The organism is Mangrovimonas sp. sgz306409 (assembly GCF_059735265.1).
On sequence record NZ_JCAPEU010000006.1, the window covers coordinates 186,943 to 204,386 of the forward strand.

Sequence of the window (17,444 nt, forward strand, 5' to 3'; positions counted from 1 at the left end):
CCGTAAAAATAAGAATGAATTTGGGAAGTGCACAAAACAAAAAGGATTTGTTACAAACCAGTAACAAATCCATCTATTCTTATCTCCTTTTTACGTAAAAAAAGTTCAGTTTATGCCATAAAAAAAGGCAAGCTACCTACATCACACCGCTACGACCGCGTACCTTTGCTGCGTTCCCGCCCTGGAGGGTTCAGCAGGAGCTGGTTGTGTAGGACTTGCCGCTGCAAAGATACAATCTTTTAATTGTTCTGCAATGATTTTTTAAACTGAATTTTATTAGATAAATTGCCCTAAAAACATATTGAAATGACAGCCACATATAAACTTTTATCAATCACCTTTTTAGCTTTTGTTTTATGGTCTTGCGGAAGCAATTCTGAAACCAAAAAAAATAATTTTTCTATTGAAACTAGTGCCAAAAAGAACATAATTACACTTGGAGAGACCTTAAAACTGTCGTTGAAAAATCCAAAAAACGTCGAAGTAACCTCTGTTAGCTACCAATTGGGAGACCAAACCATCCCAAACGAATTTAAAGTGGAAGACGTAAAACTTGGTGTACACAAAATATCGGCTTCCATCGTAACGGAAGATGGTACGGATGAAGTTTCTACCCATATCACCATTTTAAACAACCAAAAACCCAAATTATATACCTTTAATATTATCAACGAATATCCTCACGATATTACCTCCTACACCCAAGGTCTCGAATTTCATGATGGCTACCTTTATGAAAGTACTGGGCAATACAACGAGTCTAAATTGCGAAAAGTAGATTATAAAACTGGAGAGGTCCTACAGAACACCGACTTGGAAAGACAATACTTCGGTGAAGGCATGACCATTATGAATGATAAAATCTATCAATTGACCTGGCGTGAAAATACCGGTTTTGTATATCAATTAGACTCTTTTGAAAAAACAAGCACTTTCACCTATGGCCAGAGCAAAGAAGGTTGGGGATTATGTAATGACAGTGAGGTAATTTATAAAAGTGACGGTACCGAAAACATCTGGATATTGGACCCGAATACACTTCAGGAGAAAGACCACATTCAAGTGTATAGAGATAAAGGAAAAATTATCAACCTTAACGAACTGGAATGGATTGATGGAAAAATTTACGCCAACAACTACCAATATAACGGCGTTACCATCATCAATCCTGAAAATGGCGCTGTAGAAGGCGTTATTGACTTCTCCCCTCTTCATAATAAAGTGAAGCAACACCCAGGTCTTGATGTCCTAAATGGGATAGCCTACAATCCTGAGACCAAAACACTTTTTGTAACAGGAAAACGTTGGAACAAATTATTTGAGGTTGAAATCATTGAAAAATAATAGCTAGTTTCGCTTTTGACATTTCATCGATAAACCCTTATAAATTTTTAGAAGCAAGCAATAAAGGCTACTTTTGCGCTCTAACGAATTGAGTAATGAAAACCTTTGAAACCATAATTACCGTAACAGAAGATGATCTGGACCAACTAAACCATGTCAACAATGTGAGGTACGTACAATGGATTCAAGATGTTGCCGCCCAACATTGGGATGCGGGAGCTACTCAAGAAATAAAAGACCAGTATTTTTGGGTATTGGTAAAACACACCATAGAATATAAATTACCTGCATTTCTGGGAGAATCCATTAGGTTAAAAACCTATATCGCGAAATCTGAAGGCGTCATCTCCACTAGAATTGTAGAAATTTATAACCATGCAACGTCCAAGCTACTAGTGACTTCGGAAGCCAATTGGTGTTTGATTTCCAAAAGTACCAATCGCCCCTGCAGAATAACTGCTGAAATTGAAAACCTCTTTACTTAAACAAAGGTTAAAACCGCTGTTAAAGTTTCTTAAGAAGGCATTTTCCTACTTAACTATTCTCTTATTTTGATTAAAAACCAACCAATCAAAATATGTTTAGAATCTTTGTGCTTATATGTATTCTTTCCTCCAATCTTGCTTCTACCCAAACCTTAAAAGGCAAGGTATACGATGCTGAAACCACCGTAAAAGGAGCCAAAATCATTAACATCAATAAAAATCACTTTACCTATACCGATGACAATGGCGACTTCAATGTAGAAGCTACTCCAGGCGACACTTTAACATTCCATTCCTTATTCCATGAAAGTCAGCAACTGGTTTTAAAACCCTATCACTTTAAAGAAACCATAGTCATTGAGCTCAAAAAAGTCACCAACACCTTAGACGAAATTATCATAATTGATGAAAGGGAAAAGCTCTTTGACTCAACAAAATTTCAATCTAACTTCCTAAAACAATTGGCAACTGACAGGAAAAATAATCCTTTTAAATATAGTAACTCTTATAACCCTTCTTTGGATTTTATTGCTTTGGGCAAACTATTTGGAAAGCTTTTTAAAAGAAAAAAGGACATTCCTATTATTCGATATGCTTCGTATGAGGATTTCAACAGACTATTTTCCACGAGCACCTATTTCAATGACAACTTTCTAAAGAAAGAATTACATATTCCCTTAGAACAGAAATACCTGTTTCTGGAATATCTGTCTGCTCAAAACATTTCTAAATCCCTACTTAAAAGCAATAATAATTTTCTCCTTTTGGATGCCCTGTTAAAACATGGAGAAAGCTTTTCTCAACTATTACAGGAAACCAAACCTTAACTTAAAAGGCAACAACTCTAAAATACTTTCGTTGATACTACGCATTCGTGCAAAAAATCATACTTTTATCGCTCAAAAGCACCACAGTATTTTATCTATGAAGAAACTAGGCTACTTTATTTTTGCGCTATCAATTTTAATGACCTGGAGTTCCTGCAGAAACGATTTTGATTTCGAGCCAAGTAAAGGACAATTACAATTCTCCAAAGACACCGTATATCTTGATACCGTTTTCACAAATATTGGTTCAAGCACCTATAACCTTAAAGTATACAACCGAAGCTCTAAAGATATTGTCATCCCTACATTGCGTTTAGGCCAAGGGGAAAGCTCCAATTACCGCTTGAATGTTGACGGCCTTTCCGGAAAAGAGTTTCAGGATGTAGAATTATTGGCAAAGGACAGTATGTACATTTTTATAGAAACTACTGTAGACATAGAAACCTTTGCGGCAGCCAACAACCAATTTTTATACACCGATGCCATAGAATTTGACAGCGGTAGCAATTTTCAAAAAGTAGAATTGGTAACCCTTATACAAGATGCGGTTTTTATCTACCCTAGCAAAGATGAAACTACCGGAATTGTTGAAACACTAACGTTTGATGTGGATGGCGATGGTATTGATGACGAAACCAACCTTCAAGGGCGCTTTTTAACCGATGAAGAATTGACCTTTACCAACGAAAAACCTTATGTTATTTACGGTTACGCAGGAGTCAACAGCGGCAAAACACTTACTGTTGAAGCTGGCGCACGCGTGCACTTTCATGCCAATTCGGGCTTATTGGTAACTAACAATGCTTCTTTGCAAATAAATGGAGCCTTCAGTAATGATCAGGAACTTTTGGAAAACGAAGTTATTTTTCAAGGGGATCGTCTAGAACCTTTATATGAAGATGTTCCTGGGCAATGGGGAACGATTTGGCTATACAACGGAAGCACCAATAACTCTATTAATTACGCCACCATAAAAAATTCAACCATTGGTGTTTTAAGTGAAGGAAACCAATACGAAGCAAACAACAAACTAAACCTTGCAAATACCCAAATTTACAACTCCAGTAACTTTGGTGTTTTAGGTCGTGCTACTTCTATTGGAGCCCAAAATGTGGTTATCAATAACTCGGGGCAATCCTCTTTTGCGGGTACCTATGGCGGAAAATACAATTTTACGCACTGCACCTTGGCCAATTATTGGGGCAACAGCTTTAGGCAATTCCCTTCTGTATTGCTCAATAACTATGTGGTTGATGAAGAACAGAACATCTATACCAACGACTTAGATGAAGCCAACTTCAACAATTGCATCATTTATGGCAATGACAACCCCGAATTTCTTTTGGATCAAGAAGAAAGTGGCGAAGTCTTCAATTTTAAATTTACCAACTGTTTGTTAAGATTTCAGGATAACACGAATTTCTTTTCTGGAGACAACTATGATTTTGACAATACGCTTCTCTACGAGAACAATATCTTCAATGAATCCCCTGATTTTAGAGCGCCTTTTGAAAACGATTTAATAATAGGAGAAGATTCTGCAGCAAACAACCACGGAAATGCATTTTATGCCAATCAGGTGCCAACAGACCTATTGAACAACGACAGGACTAATGCTCCCGATTTAGGTGCATATCAACACATTACATTTGAATAAAATTAAGATTAGTTACCAAACACATATTTAGGTAATCAAAATTTACCTAATTTTATAACACAACTATTAATTAGGGTTCTGTTATGATCTATCTTATTTTTGAAATTGCCTGTATCTGTGCCGGTATCATGCTTGCCATCACCACTTTGGACCGATTGGACGGCGAAAGTAATTTTTTCGTCAATATTGCTGCCAAGTTACAACCACTAAGCCCACTAATTGGTGTACTAACCTTAGCAATTGGAATCATGTTTATTTTCAAATTCAATTGCATCATATTCGCAATTGTAGGGATAGCTTGTGGGATATTGTTACTCCCGCAACAACTTTCAAAAATCCCAGGGATAGGAGATTCTCTCTTCAACCTATCGAAAAAAATAAACCCCTATAAAGTACTCATCGGTGATGCCGCACTTATACTAGGGGTTTTAGGCTTATTTAATATGAATCCGTTCTGCTAACAGATCATTTCAATTCTATTTTTTTGGTCACAACTCCAAAACCATTCGAAATCTTGAAGAAATAAAGACCTTTGCCTACGTTAGACAAATCAATAGTATTAATAGCATTGTTTAGGTCCTGTTTGTACACTTGCTGTCCTAAACTATTATACACTAACAAATATGATTGTGTTTCCAACCCAGAAATAACTACAGTTCCCTGAGTAGGATTAGGATAAACACTTACCAAACCAACAGAGGTATGATCAAGCCCTAAAGCACTACCTTCTACAACTTCTAAAGTTTGGTTAGGTGTTACATCATTATAAATATCTATTGTACCGCTTGACCAAGTAATCTGGACATAGTCAATATTGGAAGCATTTCCAACCCCAAAAAATTCAGTGTTGGAATTTTGGCTTAAATAACTTTCACCCAAAGCCACGTAACGATACTGGACTTTACCATCGGCTAAAATTTCTATTTTAGAACCGATACCATCCTTATTGGAAGTAACCCCTTCCAGTTTAACCTTAAGATATCCATTTGAAGTGGTTGTCTGATTTTCCCATAAAAAAGGTAAGGCATTATCATTTATCACTACCATATCCGGTTTACCATCATTGTTGAAATCTCCCAAAGCATTACCATAACTATTTTGACTATCCGTTTCAAACCCGATACCCTGGGGAATGGTACATGTATCATTCCCATTATTGTGGTAAAAAGCAGAAGGCAAATATGAAGGTTGTGTAGTCGTATAGAATCCACTTACATACAGATCGTTGTGGGTATCCAAATCAGCATCCAAAAATAGAGCCCCCCAACCAAAACTATTGAAAGTCGTGCCTGTTGCACCTGCCACATTAGTAAAGGTTTCATCCCCATTATTACTCAACAGTGCGTTACCTACTGGGTCTGAAACAGGACTGTTGGTATTTGTAATGTAAATATCCATCCAACCATCATTATCGAAGTCTTCAACCGTTGCAGACATGGCATCCATGCCCACATCTCCTCCACTACCGTCACTGATATCTGAAAATGTCCCATCCCCATTGTTTTTCATGAAATAGTTATCATAAAAGGTTCTGTCATTATTAATATAAATATCCTGCCAACCATCATTATTGAAATCGCAAAAAATAGCATTTAAACACAAAACCGGATCCAAATCTCCAATTCCTGAAGTCTCAGTTACATTAGTAAATGTTCCATCACCTTCATTATGGTATAATTGATTATAAATCTCGTTTGTAAAATCATATTTGCAAATCATGACATCCAAAAAGCCATCTTTATCATAATCTCCCCAGGCACATCCAGTTGACAATGGACTATTACTGTCTATACCAGAAGCACCAGTAACATCCACAAAAGCCATGTCACCTTGGTTTTGGTAGAGTTTGTTGAAACCTAAATTACTGGTTACAAAAAAATCTTTGTCACCATCATTATCATAATCTACCCAAATAGGATGTTTGGTGTTATAATTAGGATCAACCATATCAAAAGTTACCTGAGTAAAAGTTCCTTCATTATTCTGAAAGAACAGAACAGGACTATCGGTCGCCGAAGTAAAGGTTAAATCATCCCATCCATCCCCATTAAAATCACAAAACGAAACACCTCCCCCTTCAGAGAGTAAATCTATTGTAACATCAACACCTTTGGTCGACGCTACATTCTCAAATTGCAATTGGGCATTAAGCTTAGGAGAAACAAAAAGCAAACCTGCCGCACAAACAAACGCTATTAATCTTTTGGCCATAGAGTATTTGTTTAGTTAAACAAAGCTCTATCCTTCATCATGTTGTTCACTTTAACAGCGACTTCTTCCAGCACAGTTTCGTTTTCATAATTTGTAATAACCTCATCAATCAAGGTTACGATGGCTTCCATATCAGCTTCTTTCAAACCTCTCGTGGTCACGGCAGCAGCACCTACTCTAATACCAGAGGTTACAAAAGGAGACTTGTCGTCAAAAGGCACCATATTCTTATTTACAGTAATATCAGCTTTTACCAAAGCTTCCTCAGCCTCTTTCCCTGTAATATTTTTATTGCGAAGATCAATTAACATCATGTGGTTATCTGTTCCTCCGGAAATGATGTTATATCCTTTTGCTACAAAAGCCTCAGCCATGGCTGCAGCGTTCTTTTTCACTTGTAACACATAATGCATAAAGTCATCAGTAAGCGCCTCTCCAAAAGCAATTGCTTTAGCCGCAATGATGTGCTCTAATGGTCCTCCTTGATTCCCTGGGAATACAGCAGAATCCAACAACGATGACATTTTACGCAAGCTTCCGTTTTTCAAGGTCAATCCAAATGGATTGTCAAAATCCTCTCCCATTAAAATCATCCCTCCTCTAGGTCCTCTTAGAGTTTTGTGAGTTGTGGTAGTTACGATATGACAGTGAGGAATTGGATCGTTCATGATTCCTTTGGCAATCAAACCTGCTGGGTGAGAAATATCGGCCATTAAAATAGCACCTACGCTATCAGCAATTTCACGGAACTTTTTAAAGTCCATATCACGGGAATAAGCAGAAGCTCCCGCTATAATAAGTTTAGGCTGCTCTTTAGTGGCAATCTCTTGGATTTTATCATAGTTCAAAACGCCAGTTTCTTGATCTACCCCATAAAACACAGGATTGTATAATTTTCCTGAAAAGTTAACAGGAGACCCGTGTGTTAAGTGCCCTCCATGAGATAAATCGAAACCTAATATTTTGTCACCAGGCTTCAAACAAGCTGCAAAAACCGCCGTGTTAGCTTGACTTCCTGAATGTGGCTGTACGTTTGCGTAGGCAGCTCCAAATAATGTTTTGGCACGGTCTATGGCAATTTGCTCTATTTGATCAACCACTTCGCACCCTCCGTAATAACGTTTTCCTGGGTATCCTTCGGCATATTTATTGGTCAATACAGAACCTGCAGCTTCCATTACTTGTTCACTTACAAAATTCTCGGAAGCAATTAACTCCAAACCTTCCAATTGTCTTTCTCTTTCGTCTTCTATGAGCTCAAAAATTTGTTGATCACGTAGCATAAAAATTAGTTTAGTTAAAAATTTATCAAAAATAATAAATCCCATGAGTATAGAAGTTCAAAAAACAGATATTTACCGCCTTAGCCTCTAATTTTTATTAACCCTTAGAAATCAAGCTACTTTTTCGGCATTTTTTTCAATTAGAACGAAAAAATTATGTAGGTTTGACTAGAATTTATTAAACCATTAATCTCTAAGACTTTTATGCCTTTATCAGCAAATAATCCAGATAGAACATCATGGCTGCACGTAGGAAAGAACTCAGATTTCCCCATCCAAAACATACCTTTTGGGGTGTTTCTTACACGTGACGACATCATTACTATAGGAACCCGAATTGGAGATACTGCCATAGACTTGGGAGCACTGCATCAGTTAGGCTATTTTGATGGCATTCCGTTAACCGACGATATATTCCTTCAAGATACCCTAAACGACTTTATTGCCGACGGAAGAAAAACTTGGCGTGCCGTACGTAACCGTATCGCTCAAATCTTTGACAGTAATAACACCACTTTAAAAAATAACAAACATCATAAAGAAATTGTACTGTTTCGTTTGGACGAAATTGAAATGCAATTGCCTGTTGAAATTGGAGACTACACCGATTTTTACTCAAGCTTGGAACACGCTACCAATGTGGGAACTATGTTTAGAGGAGCAGACAATGCCTTGATGCCTAACTGGCTTCACATTCCTGTTGGTTACCATGGAAGAAGTTCTTCCATCATCCCGTCGGGAATCCCAGTACACAGACCACAAGGACAAACCCTTCCAGCAGGAAGCGACACTCCTGTATTTGGACCTTCAAAATTGGTGGACTTTGAATTAGAAATGGCTTTCATCACTACCGATGCCAACGACCTTGGAGAACCTATTCCAATTGAAGAAGCCGAAGAGTACATCTTTGGATTGGTATTGTTGAACGACTGGTCCGCTCGAGATATTCAAAAATGGGAATATGTACCACTAGGGCCTTTCTTGGCAAAGAACTTTGCTTCTTCTATTTCTCCTTGGATTGTGACTTTGGATGCCTTGGAACCATACCGAGTTCAAGGACCAAAACCAGAAAAACCACAATTGCCATACTTACAATATAAAGGCAAAAAGAGTTACGATATCAACTTGGAAGTATCTCTTAAACCAAAATCGGCAAAAGAAACCATTGTGAGTAAATCCAATTTTAAATACATGTATTGGAACATGGCCCAGCAATTGGCCCACCACACCATTAACGGTTGTCCAGTGAATTCTGGAGACCTAATGGGAAGCGGCACCATTTCGGGACCAACCCAAGACTCCTTTGGATCTATGTTGGAATTGACCTGGAGAGGAGAACGCCCATTAACAATGAAAGACGGTTCCGAGCGTAAATTCATCAATGACTATGACACCGTAATCATGAGAGGATATTGCGAGAAAGACGGCACCCGTATTGGATTTGGTGAAGTATCCACGCAGCTACTTCCAGTATTTGAACCAAAAAAGAAGAAGTAATCCAATCAAAAATATTCATCTTACAGCCCTCAATAGTGATATTGGGGGTGTTTTTTTTGGCATTAAATTTGAATCTACAACACATACACCCCTAAAACGAATGCTTATGAAACGAATTTTACTCTTATCAATCATCCTTTCCCTAGCAATGAGCTGTAGTAGCAAAAAACAGGTTGAACGCGCCATCAACACGGGCAATTACAATCAAGCTATTACTGAAGCGTTACGAAAATTGGAAACCAATAAGACTTCTAAACGCAAACAGGATTATGCCATGATGCTGCAAGAGGCATTTCACAAGGCACAGGAACGCGACCTGAATACAATTAAACATCTTAAGAAAGATAACAATCCAGAATTGTATACAGAAGTCTATGAACTTTACAACTACCTCAACAAAAGACAGGAAGCCATTAAACCAATTTTACCTTTGGTTGTTGAAGGCAAAACCATCACTTTTAAGTTTCAGGATTACAGCAATGCCATTTCTGAATGGAAAAACAAAACCGCCGATTATTTATACGAAAAAGGTCTAGCCCTTTTAGAATCCAACTATAAAGCAGATATCAGGGAAGCCCACAATGTATTATCATACGTGGAGCGAATCCATCCAAATTATGAAGACACTAGAGAATTACTTTTGGAAGCCCATGAAAGAGGGATTGAACACGTCATTGTAAATATTAAAAATAACACCAATCAAGTTATCCCTCGTCAATTGGAACAAGATCTGTTGAATTTTGACACCTATGGTCTAAATCAGTTTTGGCTTGCTTATCACTCCAACAGAATCTCAGGTCTGCAATACGACTATGCCATGGAATTACAATTGCAACGCATAAATATTTCTCCTGAACAAATTAAGGAACGTCAAATTCCTAGAGAGCAAGAAATAGTAGATGGGTGGCAATACCAATTAGATCAAAACGGCAATGTGATGAAAGACAGTCTTGGCAACGATATTAAAGTGGACAAAATTATCAAGGTAAAAGCTGATCTTTTTGAATTTCAACAATTCAAATCATCACAAATTCTTGGAAACGCTGTGTTCTCCGATCTGAAAACGCAACAAACCATAAGCACACTTCCTGTAGATAGTGGATTTATCTTTGAGCATTTCTATGCTACCTATCGCGGAGACAAACGTGCCTTGAACAAAGATGATTTAAAATTGACCCGCAATCAAGCCGTTCCATTCCCTAGCAATGAACAAATGGTATTTGACACTGGAGAAGATTTAAAATTGAGGCTAAAAGATATTTTGGCCTCCTTTAAAATAGATAATCAAACTGCAGCCCCTCGTTATTAGGGGCTGTTTTATTTTTGAAAAAAGTATACTACAGGAAATTCTTCAAATCCACATCCAAAATAGCCCCATGACTGGCATGCGCTACCACTACTCCATTTTTTATAACAAGTAATTGTGGAGATTGATGCATCACCTGAAACATACTTGCAATAGCATTGGACACATCCCGATAATTTAGCAAATCTAAATAGTACACATCAAAGTCTTCATTGGAAAAACCATAGGCCGCTTCAAATTGACGCATTACCATTCTACTCACGCCACATCTCGTGGAATGCTTAAAGATTAATTGTGGTTTTGTTTCGGAAGCAACCTTCAATTTATTGAGTTGCTCAACCGAAGTCAAACCTAACCAAGGCATTGTGTTGACTTCTTTACTTTCTTCAGATATTTCACTGCCTCCAAATAATTTCTTTATAAATCCCATGCACTTTGATTTTAAGGTGTAAAACTAATTTATTTTTTAATCAAGAATTATAAATTAACGTTAATCAACCAACAAACGAATAAATACAACTGATTTTCAAATATTTAATATTAAAAAATCCGTTACAAAAACAATACTTTTTTGTAACTTACAGAATAATCCAAAACCTACCTTACAACTCCCTAACCCAGACAAAAAGTCATGATGTTTTCACGAAATAACGACATTTTGTCTCATCTATTTAAGTGGTAAGCTTTTTGACTTTGTCTTCCTAAATTAAAGGAAAATCAAACTATGAACTTAAATAATTATACAATAAAGTCACAAGAAGCCATACAGCAAGCTCAGCAGCTCGCCCAGGGTTTTGGCCATCAACAAATTGAAAACGAGCACATTTTTAAAGCTATTTCTGAAGTTGATGAAAACGTATTACCATTCATTCTTAAAAAATTGAATGTAAACACCCTTGTCCTACAACAGGCATTGGACAAGCAACTGGAGAGCTTTCCAAAAGTTTCCGGAGGCGACATTATGTTATCCAGAGAAGCTGGAAAAACACTTAATGAAGCGTCCATCATTGCAAAAAAAATGAAGGACGACTTTGTATCCATTGAACATTTAATCTTGGCTGTTTTTAAATCCAACAGCAAAATAGCCCAAATGCTCAAAGACCAAGGTGTAACTGAAAAAGCGCTAACAGCAGGCATCAACGAATTGCGAAAAGGCGACCGTGTAACTTCTCAAAGTCAAGAGGACACCTATAACGCGCTAAACAAATATTCTAAAAACCTAAATCAATTGGCCAAAGATGGAAAACTGGATCCTGTAATTGGTCGTGATGAAGAAATACGTAGAATTCTTCAAATTTTATCCAGACGCACCAAAAACAATCCAATTTTGGTTGGGGAACCTGGTACTGGTAAAACAGCCATTGCCGAAGGACTCGCACATCGTATTGTAGATGGTGACGTTCCTGAAAATTTGGTTGACAAACAGATTTTTGCCTTAGACATGGGTGCGCTTATTGCAGGTGCCAAATACAAAGGTGAATTTGAAGAACGCTTAAAAGCGGTTATTAAAGAAGTTACCGAAAGTGATGGTGATATCGTACTATTTATAGACGAAATACACACCCTTGTTGGCGCCGGAGGAGGTCAAGGTGCCATGGACGCCGCCAATATTTTGAAACCTGCTTTAGCTAGAGGTGAATTGCGCGCCATTGGAGCCACTACCCTAGACGAATACCAAAAGTATTTTGAAAAGGACAAGGCCCTTGAAAGACGTTTCCAAAAAGTAATGGTAGATGAGCCCGATACCGAAAGTGCCATTTCCATTTTAAGAGGAATCAAGGAAAAATACGAAACCCATCATAAGGTTCGCATTAAAGATGAAGCAATTATTGGTGCCGTAGAATTATCCGAACGTTACATCACCAACAGATTCCTTCCAGACAAGGCTATCGACTTAATGGACGAAGCTGCTTCCAAATTGCGCATGGAAATCAATTCAAAACCTGAAGAATTGGATGTTTTGGATAGAAAAATCATGCAATTGGAAATTGAGATTGAAGCCATTAAACGTGAAAAAGATGAGGCAAAATTAAATTCATTGCGCTCAGAGTTAGCCAATTTGAAGGAGGAGCGAAACGAAATCAACGCTAAGTGGAAAAGCGAAAAAGATGTTGTAGACAATATTCAAGCCACTAAACTTGAAATTGAAAATTACAAACTGGATGCAGAACGGGCAGAGCGTGATGGCGATTATGGTAAAGTTGCTGAAATTCGATATGGAAAAATAAAGGAAAGTCAGGAACGCCTTGAAAAACTTCAAAAGGAGCTTCATGAGAATCAAAATGAAAACTCCCTAATTAAAGAAGAGGTGACTTATGACGACATCGCAGAAGTCGTGGCCAAATGGACAGGAATTCCGGTTACCAAAATGCTTCAAAGTGAACGTGAAAAATTGTTAAAATTGGAAGACCAACTTCACAAACGTGTAGTTGGACAAGAAGAAGCCATTACGGCGGTAAGTGATGCCGTGCGAAGAAGCCGTGCAGGCTTACAGAACCCTAAAAAACCAATTGGGACCTTCCTATTCCTTGGAACCACAGGTGTAGGTAAAACCGAATTGGCAAAGGCCTTGGCCGAATACTTGTTTGATGATGAAAACGCCATGACTAGAATAGACATGAGCGAATATCAAGAGCGTCATGCCGTGAGCCGATTGGTAGGAGCACCTCCAGGATATGTGGGCTATGATGAAGGAGGACAATTGACAGAAGCTGTAAGACGCAAACCTTATTCCGTAGTGCTTTTGGATGAAATTGAAAAGGCGCACCCAGATACTTTCAATATCTTGTTACAAGTATTGGATGAAGGACACCTTACGGACAACAAAGGGCGTTTAGCAGATTTCAAAAACACAATCATCATTATGACCTCCAATATGGGAAGTCAGATCATACAAGAGCGTTTTGAAGCTACCAAGGATATTGATTCCGCTATGGAAGCTGCCAAAATTGACGTGTTGGCCTTACTAAAACAAACAGTAAGACCCGAATTTTTAAACAGAATAGACGAAACCATCATGTTTACGCCTTTATCCAAGGAAAATATTTTGGAAATTGTAGAGTTACAATTAAAAGGACTCACAAAAATAATAGGCCAACAAGGCATTACGTTTGATGCCACAAGAGAAGCCATTGAATACCTTGCAGATAAGGGATACAATCCAGAGTACGGTGCCAGACCAGTAAAAAGAGTCATTCAAAAAGAAGTACTCAATGAATTGAGTAAAGAGATTCTTTCCGGAAAAGTTACCACAGACAGTGTGATCCTTCTAGATGCATTTGATGACAGATTAGTCTTCAGAAACCAGGCCAATATGGTCACTGAAGAACTTTAACGAAAACTTCAGTGGTTAACCGCCATTGGAGTTTAAATGTCCGCTAGGACGTTTCATAATAATTTGGTTGATTGGTGTTAGGCAACGCGACCCTTTAATTAGGTTAGCGTTGCTTTTTTTATCAAAAACCAAAGCCCTTTAACTTTTAAAATTGAGCTTTATGGGAAGGTTCTATTATTACGATTTTCCAAGTGCCGAAATTTTGGTATTTGATGATTTCTTGATCATGCAAATCAGGGAAGGCGCCGACATTCACCCCAAACATAACGAAAGATTGAACGAGATTGTAGAAACCCATTATTCGGGAAAACAATTTGTGTATATATCTAATCGCGTCAACTCCTACTCCGTAGATCCATTAACTTATGTGGAAACAGAAAAAATCCCCAATCTTGCAGGTATTGCTATAGTGACAGATACCAGAATAATGCGCCAAAACGCGGAATATGAAAAGAATTTTTTCGACAAACCGTACAAGATTTTTAATACCTTGTCTGAGGCAATCCAATGGACTCACAAAATCCTGACAGATTTCCACCAAAAACAATAACCCCAATCTACTCTAATATTAAATGAAAATGTCATTAACATCTTTTTCCCGAACCATTCTAAACACTGCAATAGTTCTTATTTCAACAATCACAATTGCACAAGAAACCAACAACTCCTTACTTTGGAAAATATCCGGAAACGGGCTTGAAGCGCCATCATATATTTTCGGTACCATCCACATTACCTGTAATGCTTCATTGGACCAAACAGTGAAAACCGCCCTGGACAACACTTCTCTTTTGGTCCTAGAGATCGATATGGACCATCCAGAAATACAATCGAAAATGATGCAGGAGATGTATATGAAAGACGGAAAAACCATTAAGGATTATGTTTCGGAAGTAGATTACCAAGTCCTTTCAGATTTTATAAAAACCCAAACCGGAATGCCTCTAGATCTATTGGGAAACATTAAACCTTTCTTTTTAAGTGCCATGTTGTATCCAAAACTTCTGGGATGCCCTATTCAATCTTTTGAAAATGAATTAATGGCCGTTACCAAAGATCAAAAAGAGGACGTTGAAGGATTGGAAAGCATTGAACAGCAAATGCAATTGTTTGACGAAATTCCCTATGAAGACCAAATTCAGGAACTGCTAAAATCTGCTAAAGACAATATGGCAAGCGACAGAGCAAACATTACTGAAATGATGAGTCTTTATGAAAACAAGGACTTGGACGGCCTTTACAATCTTTTATTGGTAGACGACTCCACATTGACCGCTAAATACCAAAACAAAATGCTGGACGAACGCAATAAAACATGGATTGCAAAAATTGGCAGCTTTTCCAAAGAACAACCTACCTTTTTTGGAGTTGGCGCCGGACATTTATCCGGAGACAATGGAGTCATTTCATTATTGCGAAAAGCGGGATATACCGTGGAAGCCGTCCTACCATAATCGCATTCAACTAGATACTCATTTATCAAGTCCCAAAACTTGTTAATTTTTGTGGAATTTTTCGTTCAAAGGCAATAAAGTTTAAGTTTTCACTTTATCTAATTAAGATTAATTTCTTAATTTTGACCCGCTATTAATTCCCCAATTACATAGACACTATTGACCTGTAACTTCCTTTAAATGATTCATTTAAGAAAGCTTACATCAAATCAATATTAAACCTACTGAAACATGAAGATTAGTAAATACATAGACCACACGGTATTAAAACCCACCACTTCCGAAAGGGACATTATAGACTTATGTAACGACGCAAAAAAACATCATTTTTATTCTGTTTGCGTGAATGGTTGTTATGTTCCTCTTGCCCATCAACTTTTGGAAAAAACAGACGTAAAAGTATGCACGGTTGTTGGCTTTCCTTTAGGCGCCATGTCCACCGAAGCTAAAGTTTGTGAAGCTAAAGCTGCCGTAAACCAAGGAGCCAACGAAATAGATATGGTAATAAACATTGGCTTTTTAAAAAGTAAAAATTACGTTGCAGTTTATAAAGACATTAGTGATGTAAAACAAGCTATAGGACGCATTCCGCTTAAAGTAATTCTTGAAATTAGCGAATTGTCTAAAAACGAAATCATCAAAGCCTGCGAAATTTGTATGGATGCTAAAGCCGATTTCATCAAAACCTCAACAGGTTTCTCAAATAGCGGAGCAACTTTAACAGCAGTAAAAATCATTAAGAAAACGGTTCGTAATAATGCTAAGATTAAAGCCTCTGGTGGTATAAAAGATTATGAAACCGCTCAAAAATATATCGATATAGGTGTAGACAGAATTGGAACATCGGCCGGAGTTGCCATTGTTACAGATAAAGCTTTAAAGGTCGAAGACTAACAAGCAGCAAAACTTATTGAATTTCAAAACATTAGATTAGGGCTTCGGCCCTAATTTGTTTTATATTTGGATATAATCCATTAGTATCCAACATGAAACCCTTCTGTCTTTTGTTTCTTTTACTATTGTCTTTTCAAGGTTTTTCACAAGAATCGAGCAATAAAACTTCCACTTACTTTTTAATTCGGCATGCAGAAAAAGACAGAACGGATCATTCTAACCCCAACCCCCACCTTTCAGAAATTGGGTTAAAACGTGCCACCCAATGGGACAGCATATTTAGCCAAGTTCCTTTAGATCGTATTTTTTCTACAGACTACTATAGAACTTTGGAAACCGTAGGGCCAATTGCCAAAAGATTCAACATCGAAATTGAACTATATGACCCAAACAACCTAGATATAAACACCTTCCTAAACGACACAAAAGGGCAAACTGTACTTATTGTTGGCCACAGCAACACAACGCCTGCCACGACAAACGCCCTCATTTCCCAAGACAAATATCTCATGATGGAAGACAACAACAACAGCTTTCTATATATTGTTGTATTATCTAAAGAAACTGTCACCGACTACATACTTACCATAGACTGAGGACTTCTCTGAAACCGCAATAAAATTCTCAAAAGGTATTTAGCATAAATTATAAAAAACGTAGTTTTGTGCTATGCAAAAAACGGTCAACATAAAAAATAAAAGAGCCAAGTTTGAATTCGAAATTCTTGACACTTATACTGCTGGAATTGTTTTAACAGGTACCGAAATAAAATCCATCCGGGATAGTAAGGCCTCTATTGCCGAGAGTTTTTGCGAATTTAACGACCGTGGCGAACTGTTTGTCATCAACATGACCATTCAGGAGTATGTTTACGGCAACTACTACAACCATAAACCAAAAGCCGAACGCAAGCTGCTACTTAACAAAAGGGAGCTTAAAAAACTTCAAAAGGACGTAACTGTAAAAGGACTTACCATTGTACCGCTTCGTGTTTTTATTAACGAAAAAGGATACGCCAAAATGGACATTGCTTTGGCAAAAGGTAAAAAACTTTACGATAAAAGGGACACTATCAAAGACCGCGACAACAAGCGTAATTTGGATCGTATCAAGAAAATTTACAAGTAATTTTTTAAATGGTTATAACTGTAC

At 37.6% G+C, this 17,444-nt stretch carries 16 protein-coding genes and 1 other RNA gene; 13 read left to right on the forward strand and 4 right to left on the reverse strand.

Annotated features, from left to right (window positions below; all coding sequences use genetic code 11):
• Positions 1 to 122: 122 nt before the first annotated feature.
• Positions 123 to 221: signal recognition particle sRNA small type (ffs, locus tag AC6I5C_RS11900), an RNA gene on the reverse strand.
• 85 nt (positions 222 to 306) lie between these two features.
• Here ffs and AC6I5C_RS11905 point away from each other — a divergent pair.
• The 5 genes from AC6I5C_RS11905 to AC6I5C_RS11925 all read left to right on the forward strand — a co-directional run bounded on the left by AC6I5C_RS11905 (position 307) and on the right by AC6I5C_RS11925 (position 4,774).
• Complete coding sequence (locus AC6I5C_RS11905; RefSeq protein WP_497905336.1) at positions 307 to 1,344, forward strand: glutaminyl-peptide cyclotransferase; 1,038 nt, start codon at positions 307 to 309, stop codon at positions 1,342 to 1,344.
• Between the two features lie 95 nt (positions 1,345 to 1,439).
• Complete coding sequence (locus tag AC6I5C_RS11910) at positions 1,440 to 1,829, forward strand: acyl-CoA thioesterase (protein ID WP_497905337.1); 390 nt, start codon at positions 1,440 to 1,442, stop codon at positions 1,827 to 1,829.
• Between the two features lie 92 nt (positions 1,830 to 1,921).
• Complete coding sequence (locus AC6I5C_RS11915) at positions 1,922 to 2,656, forward strand: BamP family beta-assembly machinery protein (protein WP_497905338.1); 735 nt, start codon at positions 1,922 to 1,924, stop codon at positions 2,654 to 2,656.
• Positions 2,657 to 2,753: 97 nt separating this feature from the next.
• On the forward strand, positions 2,754 to 4,313 hold the full coding sequence (locus tag AC6I5C_RS11920; RefSeq protein WP_497905402.1) for a hypothetical protein: 1,560 nt from the start codon (positions 2,754 to 2,756) through the stop codon (positions 4,311 to 4,313).
• Between the two features lie 83 nt (positions 4,314 to 4,396).
• Positions 4,397 to 4,774 carry a hypothetical protein gene (locus tag AC6I5C_RS11925; protein ID WP_497905339.1) on the forward strand — a complete coding sequence of 126 codons (378 nt, stop codon included), beginning with the start codon at positions 4,397 to 4,399 and terminating at the stop codon, positions 4,772 to 4,774.
• A 4-nt stretch (positions 4,775 to 4,778) separates the two neighbouring features.
• Here AC6I5C_RS11925 and AC6I5C_RS11930 read toward each other — a convergent pair whose 3' ends face one another.
• Positions 4,779 to 6,524 (reverse strand): FG-GAP-like repeat-containing protein, encoded by a 1,746-nt coding sequence (locus AC6I5C_RS11930; RefSeq protein WP_497905340.1) that lies wholly within the window; start codon positions 6,522 to 6,524, stop codon positions 4,779 to 4,781.
• An 11-nt stretch (positions 6,525 to 6,535) separates the two neighbouring features.
• Positions 6,536 to 7,807 (reverse strand): serine hydroxymethyltransferase, encoded by a 1,272-nt coding sequence (glyA, locus tag AC6I5C_RS11935; protein WP_497905341.1) that lies wholly within the window; start codon positions 7,805 to 7,807, stop codon positions 6,536 to 6,538.
• 204 nt (positions 7,808 to 8,011) lie between these two features.
• Between glyA and fahA the strand changes: the two genes are divergently transcribed.
• Positions 8,012 to 9,304, forward strand: coding sequence for a fumarylacetoacetase (fahA, locus tag AC6I5C_RS11940; RefSeq protein WP_497905342.1), 1,293 nt, complete (start codon positions 8,012 to 8,014; stop codon positions 9,302 to 9,304).
• Between the two features lie 106 nt (positions 9,305 to 9,410).
• Entirely contained in the window at positions 9,411 to 10,613 is a 1,203-nt protein-coding gene (locus tag AC6I5C_RS11945; RefSeq protein ID WP_497905343.1) for a hypothetical protein, read from the forward strand.
• A 28-nt stretch (positions 10,614 to 10,641) separates the two neighbouring features.
• Here the strand turns inward: AC6I5C_RS11945 and ytxJ are convergent, their stop codons facing one another.
• Positions 10,642 to 11,040 (reverse strand): bacillithiol system redox-active protein YtxJ, encoded by a 399-nt coding sequence (gene ytxJ, locus AC6I5C_RS11950; protein WP_497905344.1) that lies wholly within the window; start codon positions 11,038 to 11,040, stop codon positions 10,642 to 10,644.
• 294 nt (positions 11,041 to 11,334) lie between these two features.
• Between ytxJ and clpB the strand changes: the two genes are divergently transcribed.
• The 6 genes from clpB to smpB all read left to right on the forward strand — a co-directional run bounded on the left by clpB (position 11,335) and on the right by smpB (position 17,420).
• A complete protein-coding gene (clpB, locus tag AC6I5C_RS11955; protein ID WP_497905345.1) occupies positions 11,335 to 13,944 on the forward strand; it encodes an ATP-dependent chaperone ClpB in 2,610 nt (869 codons plus the stop codon).
• A gap of 160 nt (positions 13,945 to 14,104) precedes the next feature.
• The gene (locus AC6I5C_RS11960) at positions 14,105 to 14,494 is read left to right on the forward strand and encodes a hypothetical protein (protein WP_497905346.1); all 390 of its coding nucleotides are present in this window, start codon (positions 14,105 to 14,107) and stop codon (positions 14,492 to 14,494) included.
• A 22-nt stretch (positions 14,495 to 14,516) separates the two neighbouring features.
• Positions 14,517 to 15,398: a TraB/GumN family protein gene (locus tag AC6I5C_RS11965; RefSeq protein WP_497905347.1), complete on the forward strand. Its 882-nt coding sequence runs from the start codon at positions 14,517 to 14,519 to the stop codon at positions 15,396 to 15,398.
• A gap of 231 nt (positions 15,399 to 15,629) precedes the next feature.
• A complete protein-coding gene (deoC, locus tag AC6I5C_RS11970) occupies positions 15,630 to 16,292 on the forward strand; it encodes a deoxyribose-phosphate aldolase (protein ID WP_497905348.1) in 663 nt (220 codons plus the stop codon).
• A 92-nt stretch (positions 16,293 to 16,384) separates the two neighbouring features.
• Positions 16,385 to 16,888, forward strand: coding sequence for a SixA phosphatase family protein (locus tag AC6I5C_RS11975; protein ID WP_497905349.1), 504 nt, complete (start codon positions 16,385 to 16,387; stop codon positions 16,886 to 16,888).
• 73 nt (positions 16,889 to 16,961) lie between these two features.
• A complete protein-coding gene (gene smpB / locus AC6I5C_RS11980) occupies positions 16,962 to 17,420 on the forward strand; it encodes an SsrA-binding protein SmpB (protein WP_076665181.1) in 459 nt (152 codons plus the stop codon).
• Positions 17,421 to 17,444: the final 24 nt, after the last annotated feature.

Excerpts from the sequence above, each read along its gene's own strand:
- AC6I5C_RS11905 (WP_497905336.1), top strand. The coding sequence starts at position 307 with ATGACAGCCACATATAAACTTTTATCAATCACCTTTTTAGCTTTTGTT.
- AC6I5C_RS11910 (WP_497905337.1), top strand. The coding sequence starts at position 1,440 with ATGAAAACCTTTGAAACCATAATTACCGTAACAGAAGATGATCTGGAC.
- AC6I5C_RS11915 (WP_497905338.1), top strand. The coding sequence starts at position 1,922 with ATGTTTAGAATCTTTGTGCTTATATGTATTCTTTCCTCCAATCTTGCT.
- AC6I5C_RS11920 (WP_497905402.1), top strand. The coding sequence starts at position 2,754 with ATGAAGAAACTAGGCTACTTTATTTTTGCGCTATCAATTTTAATGACC.
- AC6I5C_RS11925 (WP_497905339.1), top strand. The coding sequence starts at position 4,397 with ATGATCTATCTTATTTTTGAAATTGCCTGTATCTGTGCCGGTATCATG.
- AC6I5C_RS11930 (WP_497905340.1), bottom strand. The coding sequence starts at position 6,524 with ATGGCCAAAAGATTAATAGCGTTTGTTTGTGCGGCAGGTTTGCTTTTT.
- glyA (WP_497905341.1), bottom strand. The coding sequence starts at position 7,807 with ATGCTACGTGATCAACAAATTTTTGAGCTCATAGAAGACGAAAGAGAA.
- fahA (WP_497905342.1), top strand. The coding sequence starts at position 8,012 with ATGCCTTTATCAGCAAATAATCCAGATAGAACATCATGGCTGCACGTA.
- AC6I5C_RS11945 (WP_497905343.1), top strand. The coding sequence starts at position 9,411 with ATGAAACGAATTTTACTCTTATCAATCATCCTTTCCCTAGCAATGAGC.
- ytxJ (WP_497905344.1), bottom strand. The coding sequence starts at position 11,040 with ATGGGATTTATAAAGAAATTATTTGGAGGCAGTGAAATATCTGAAGAA.
- clpB (WP_497905345.1), top strand. The coding sequence starts at position 11,335 with ATGAACTTAAATAATTATACAATAAAGTCACAAGAAGCCATACAGCAA.
- AC6I5C_RS11960 (WP_497905346.1), top strand. The coding sequence starts at position 14,105 with ATGGGAAGGTTCTATTATTACGATTTTCCAAGTGCCGAAATTTTGGTA.
- AC6I5C_RS11965 (WP_497905347.1), top strand. The coding sequence starts at position 14,517 with ATGAAAATGTCATTAACATCTTTTTCCCGAACCATTCTAAACACTGCA.
- deoC (WP_497905348.1), top strand. The coding sequence starts at position 15,630 with ATGAAGATTAGTAAATACATAGACCACACGGTATTAAAACCCACCACT.
- AC6I5C_RS11975 (WP_497905349.1), top strand. The coding sequence starts at position 16,385 with ATGAAACCCTTCTGTCTTTTGTTTCTTTTACTATTGTCTTTTCAAGGT.
- smpB (WP_076665181.1), top strand. The coding sequence starts at position 16,962 with ATGCAAAAAACGGTCAACATAAAAAATAAAAGAGCCAAGTTTGAATTC.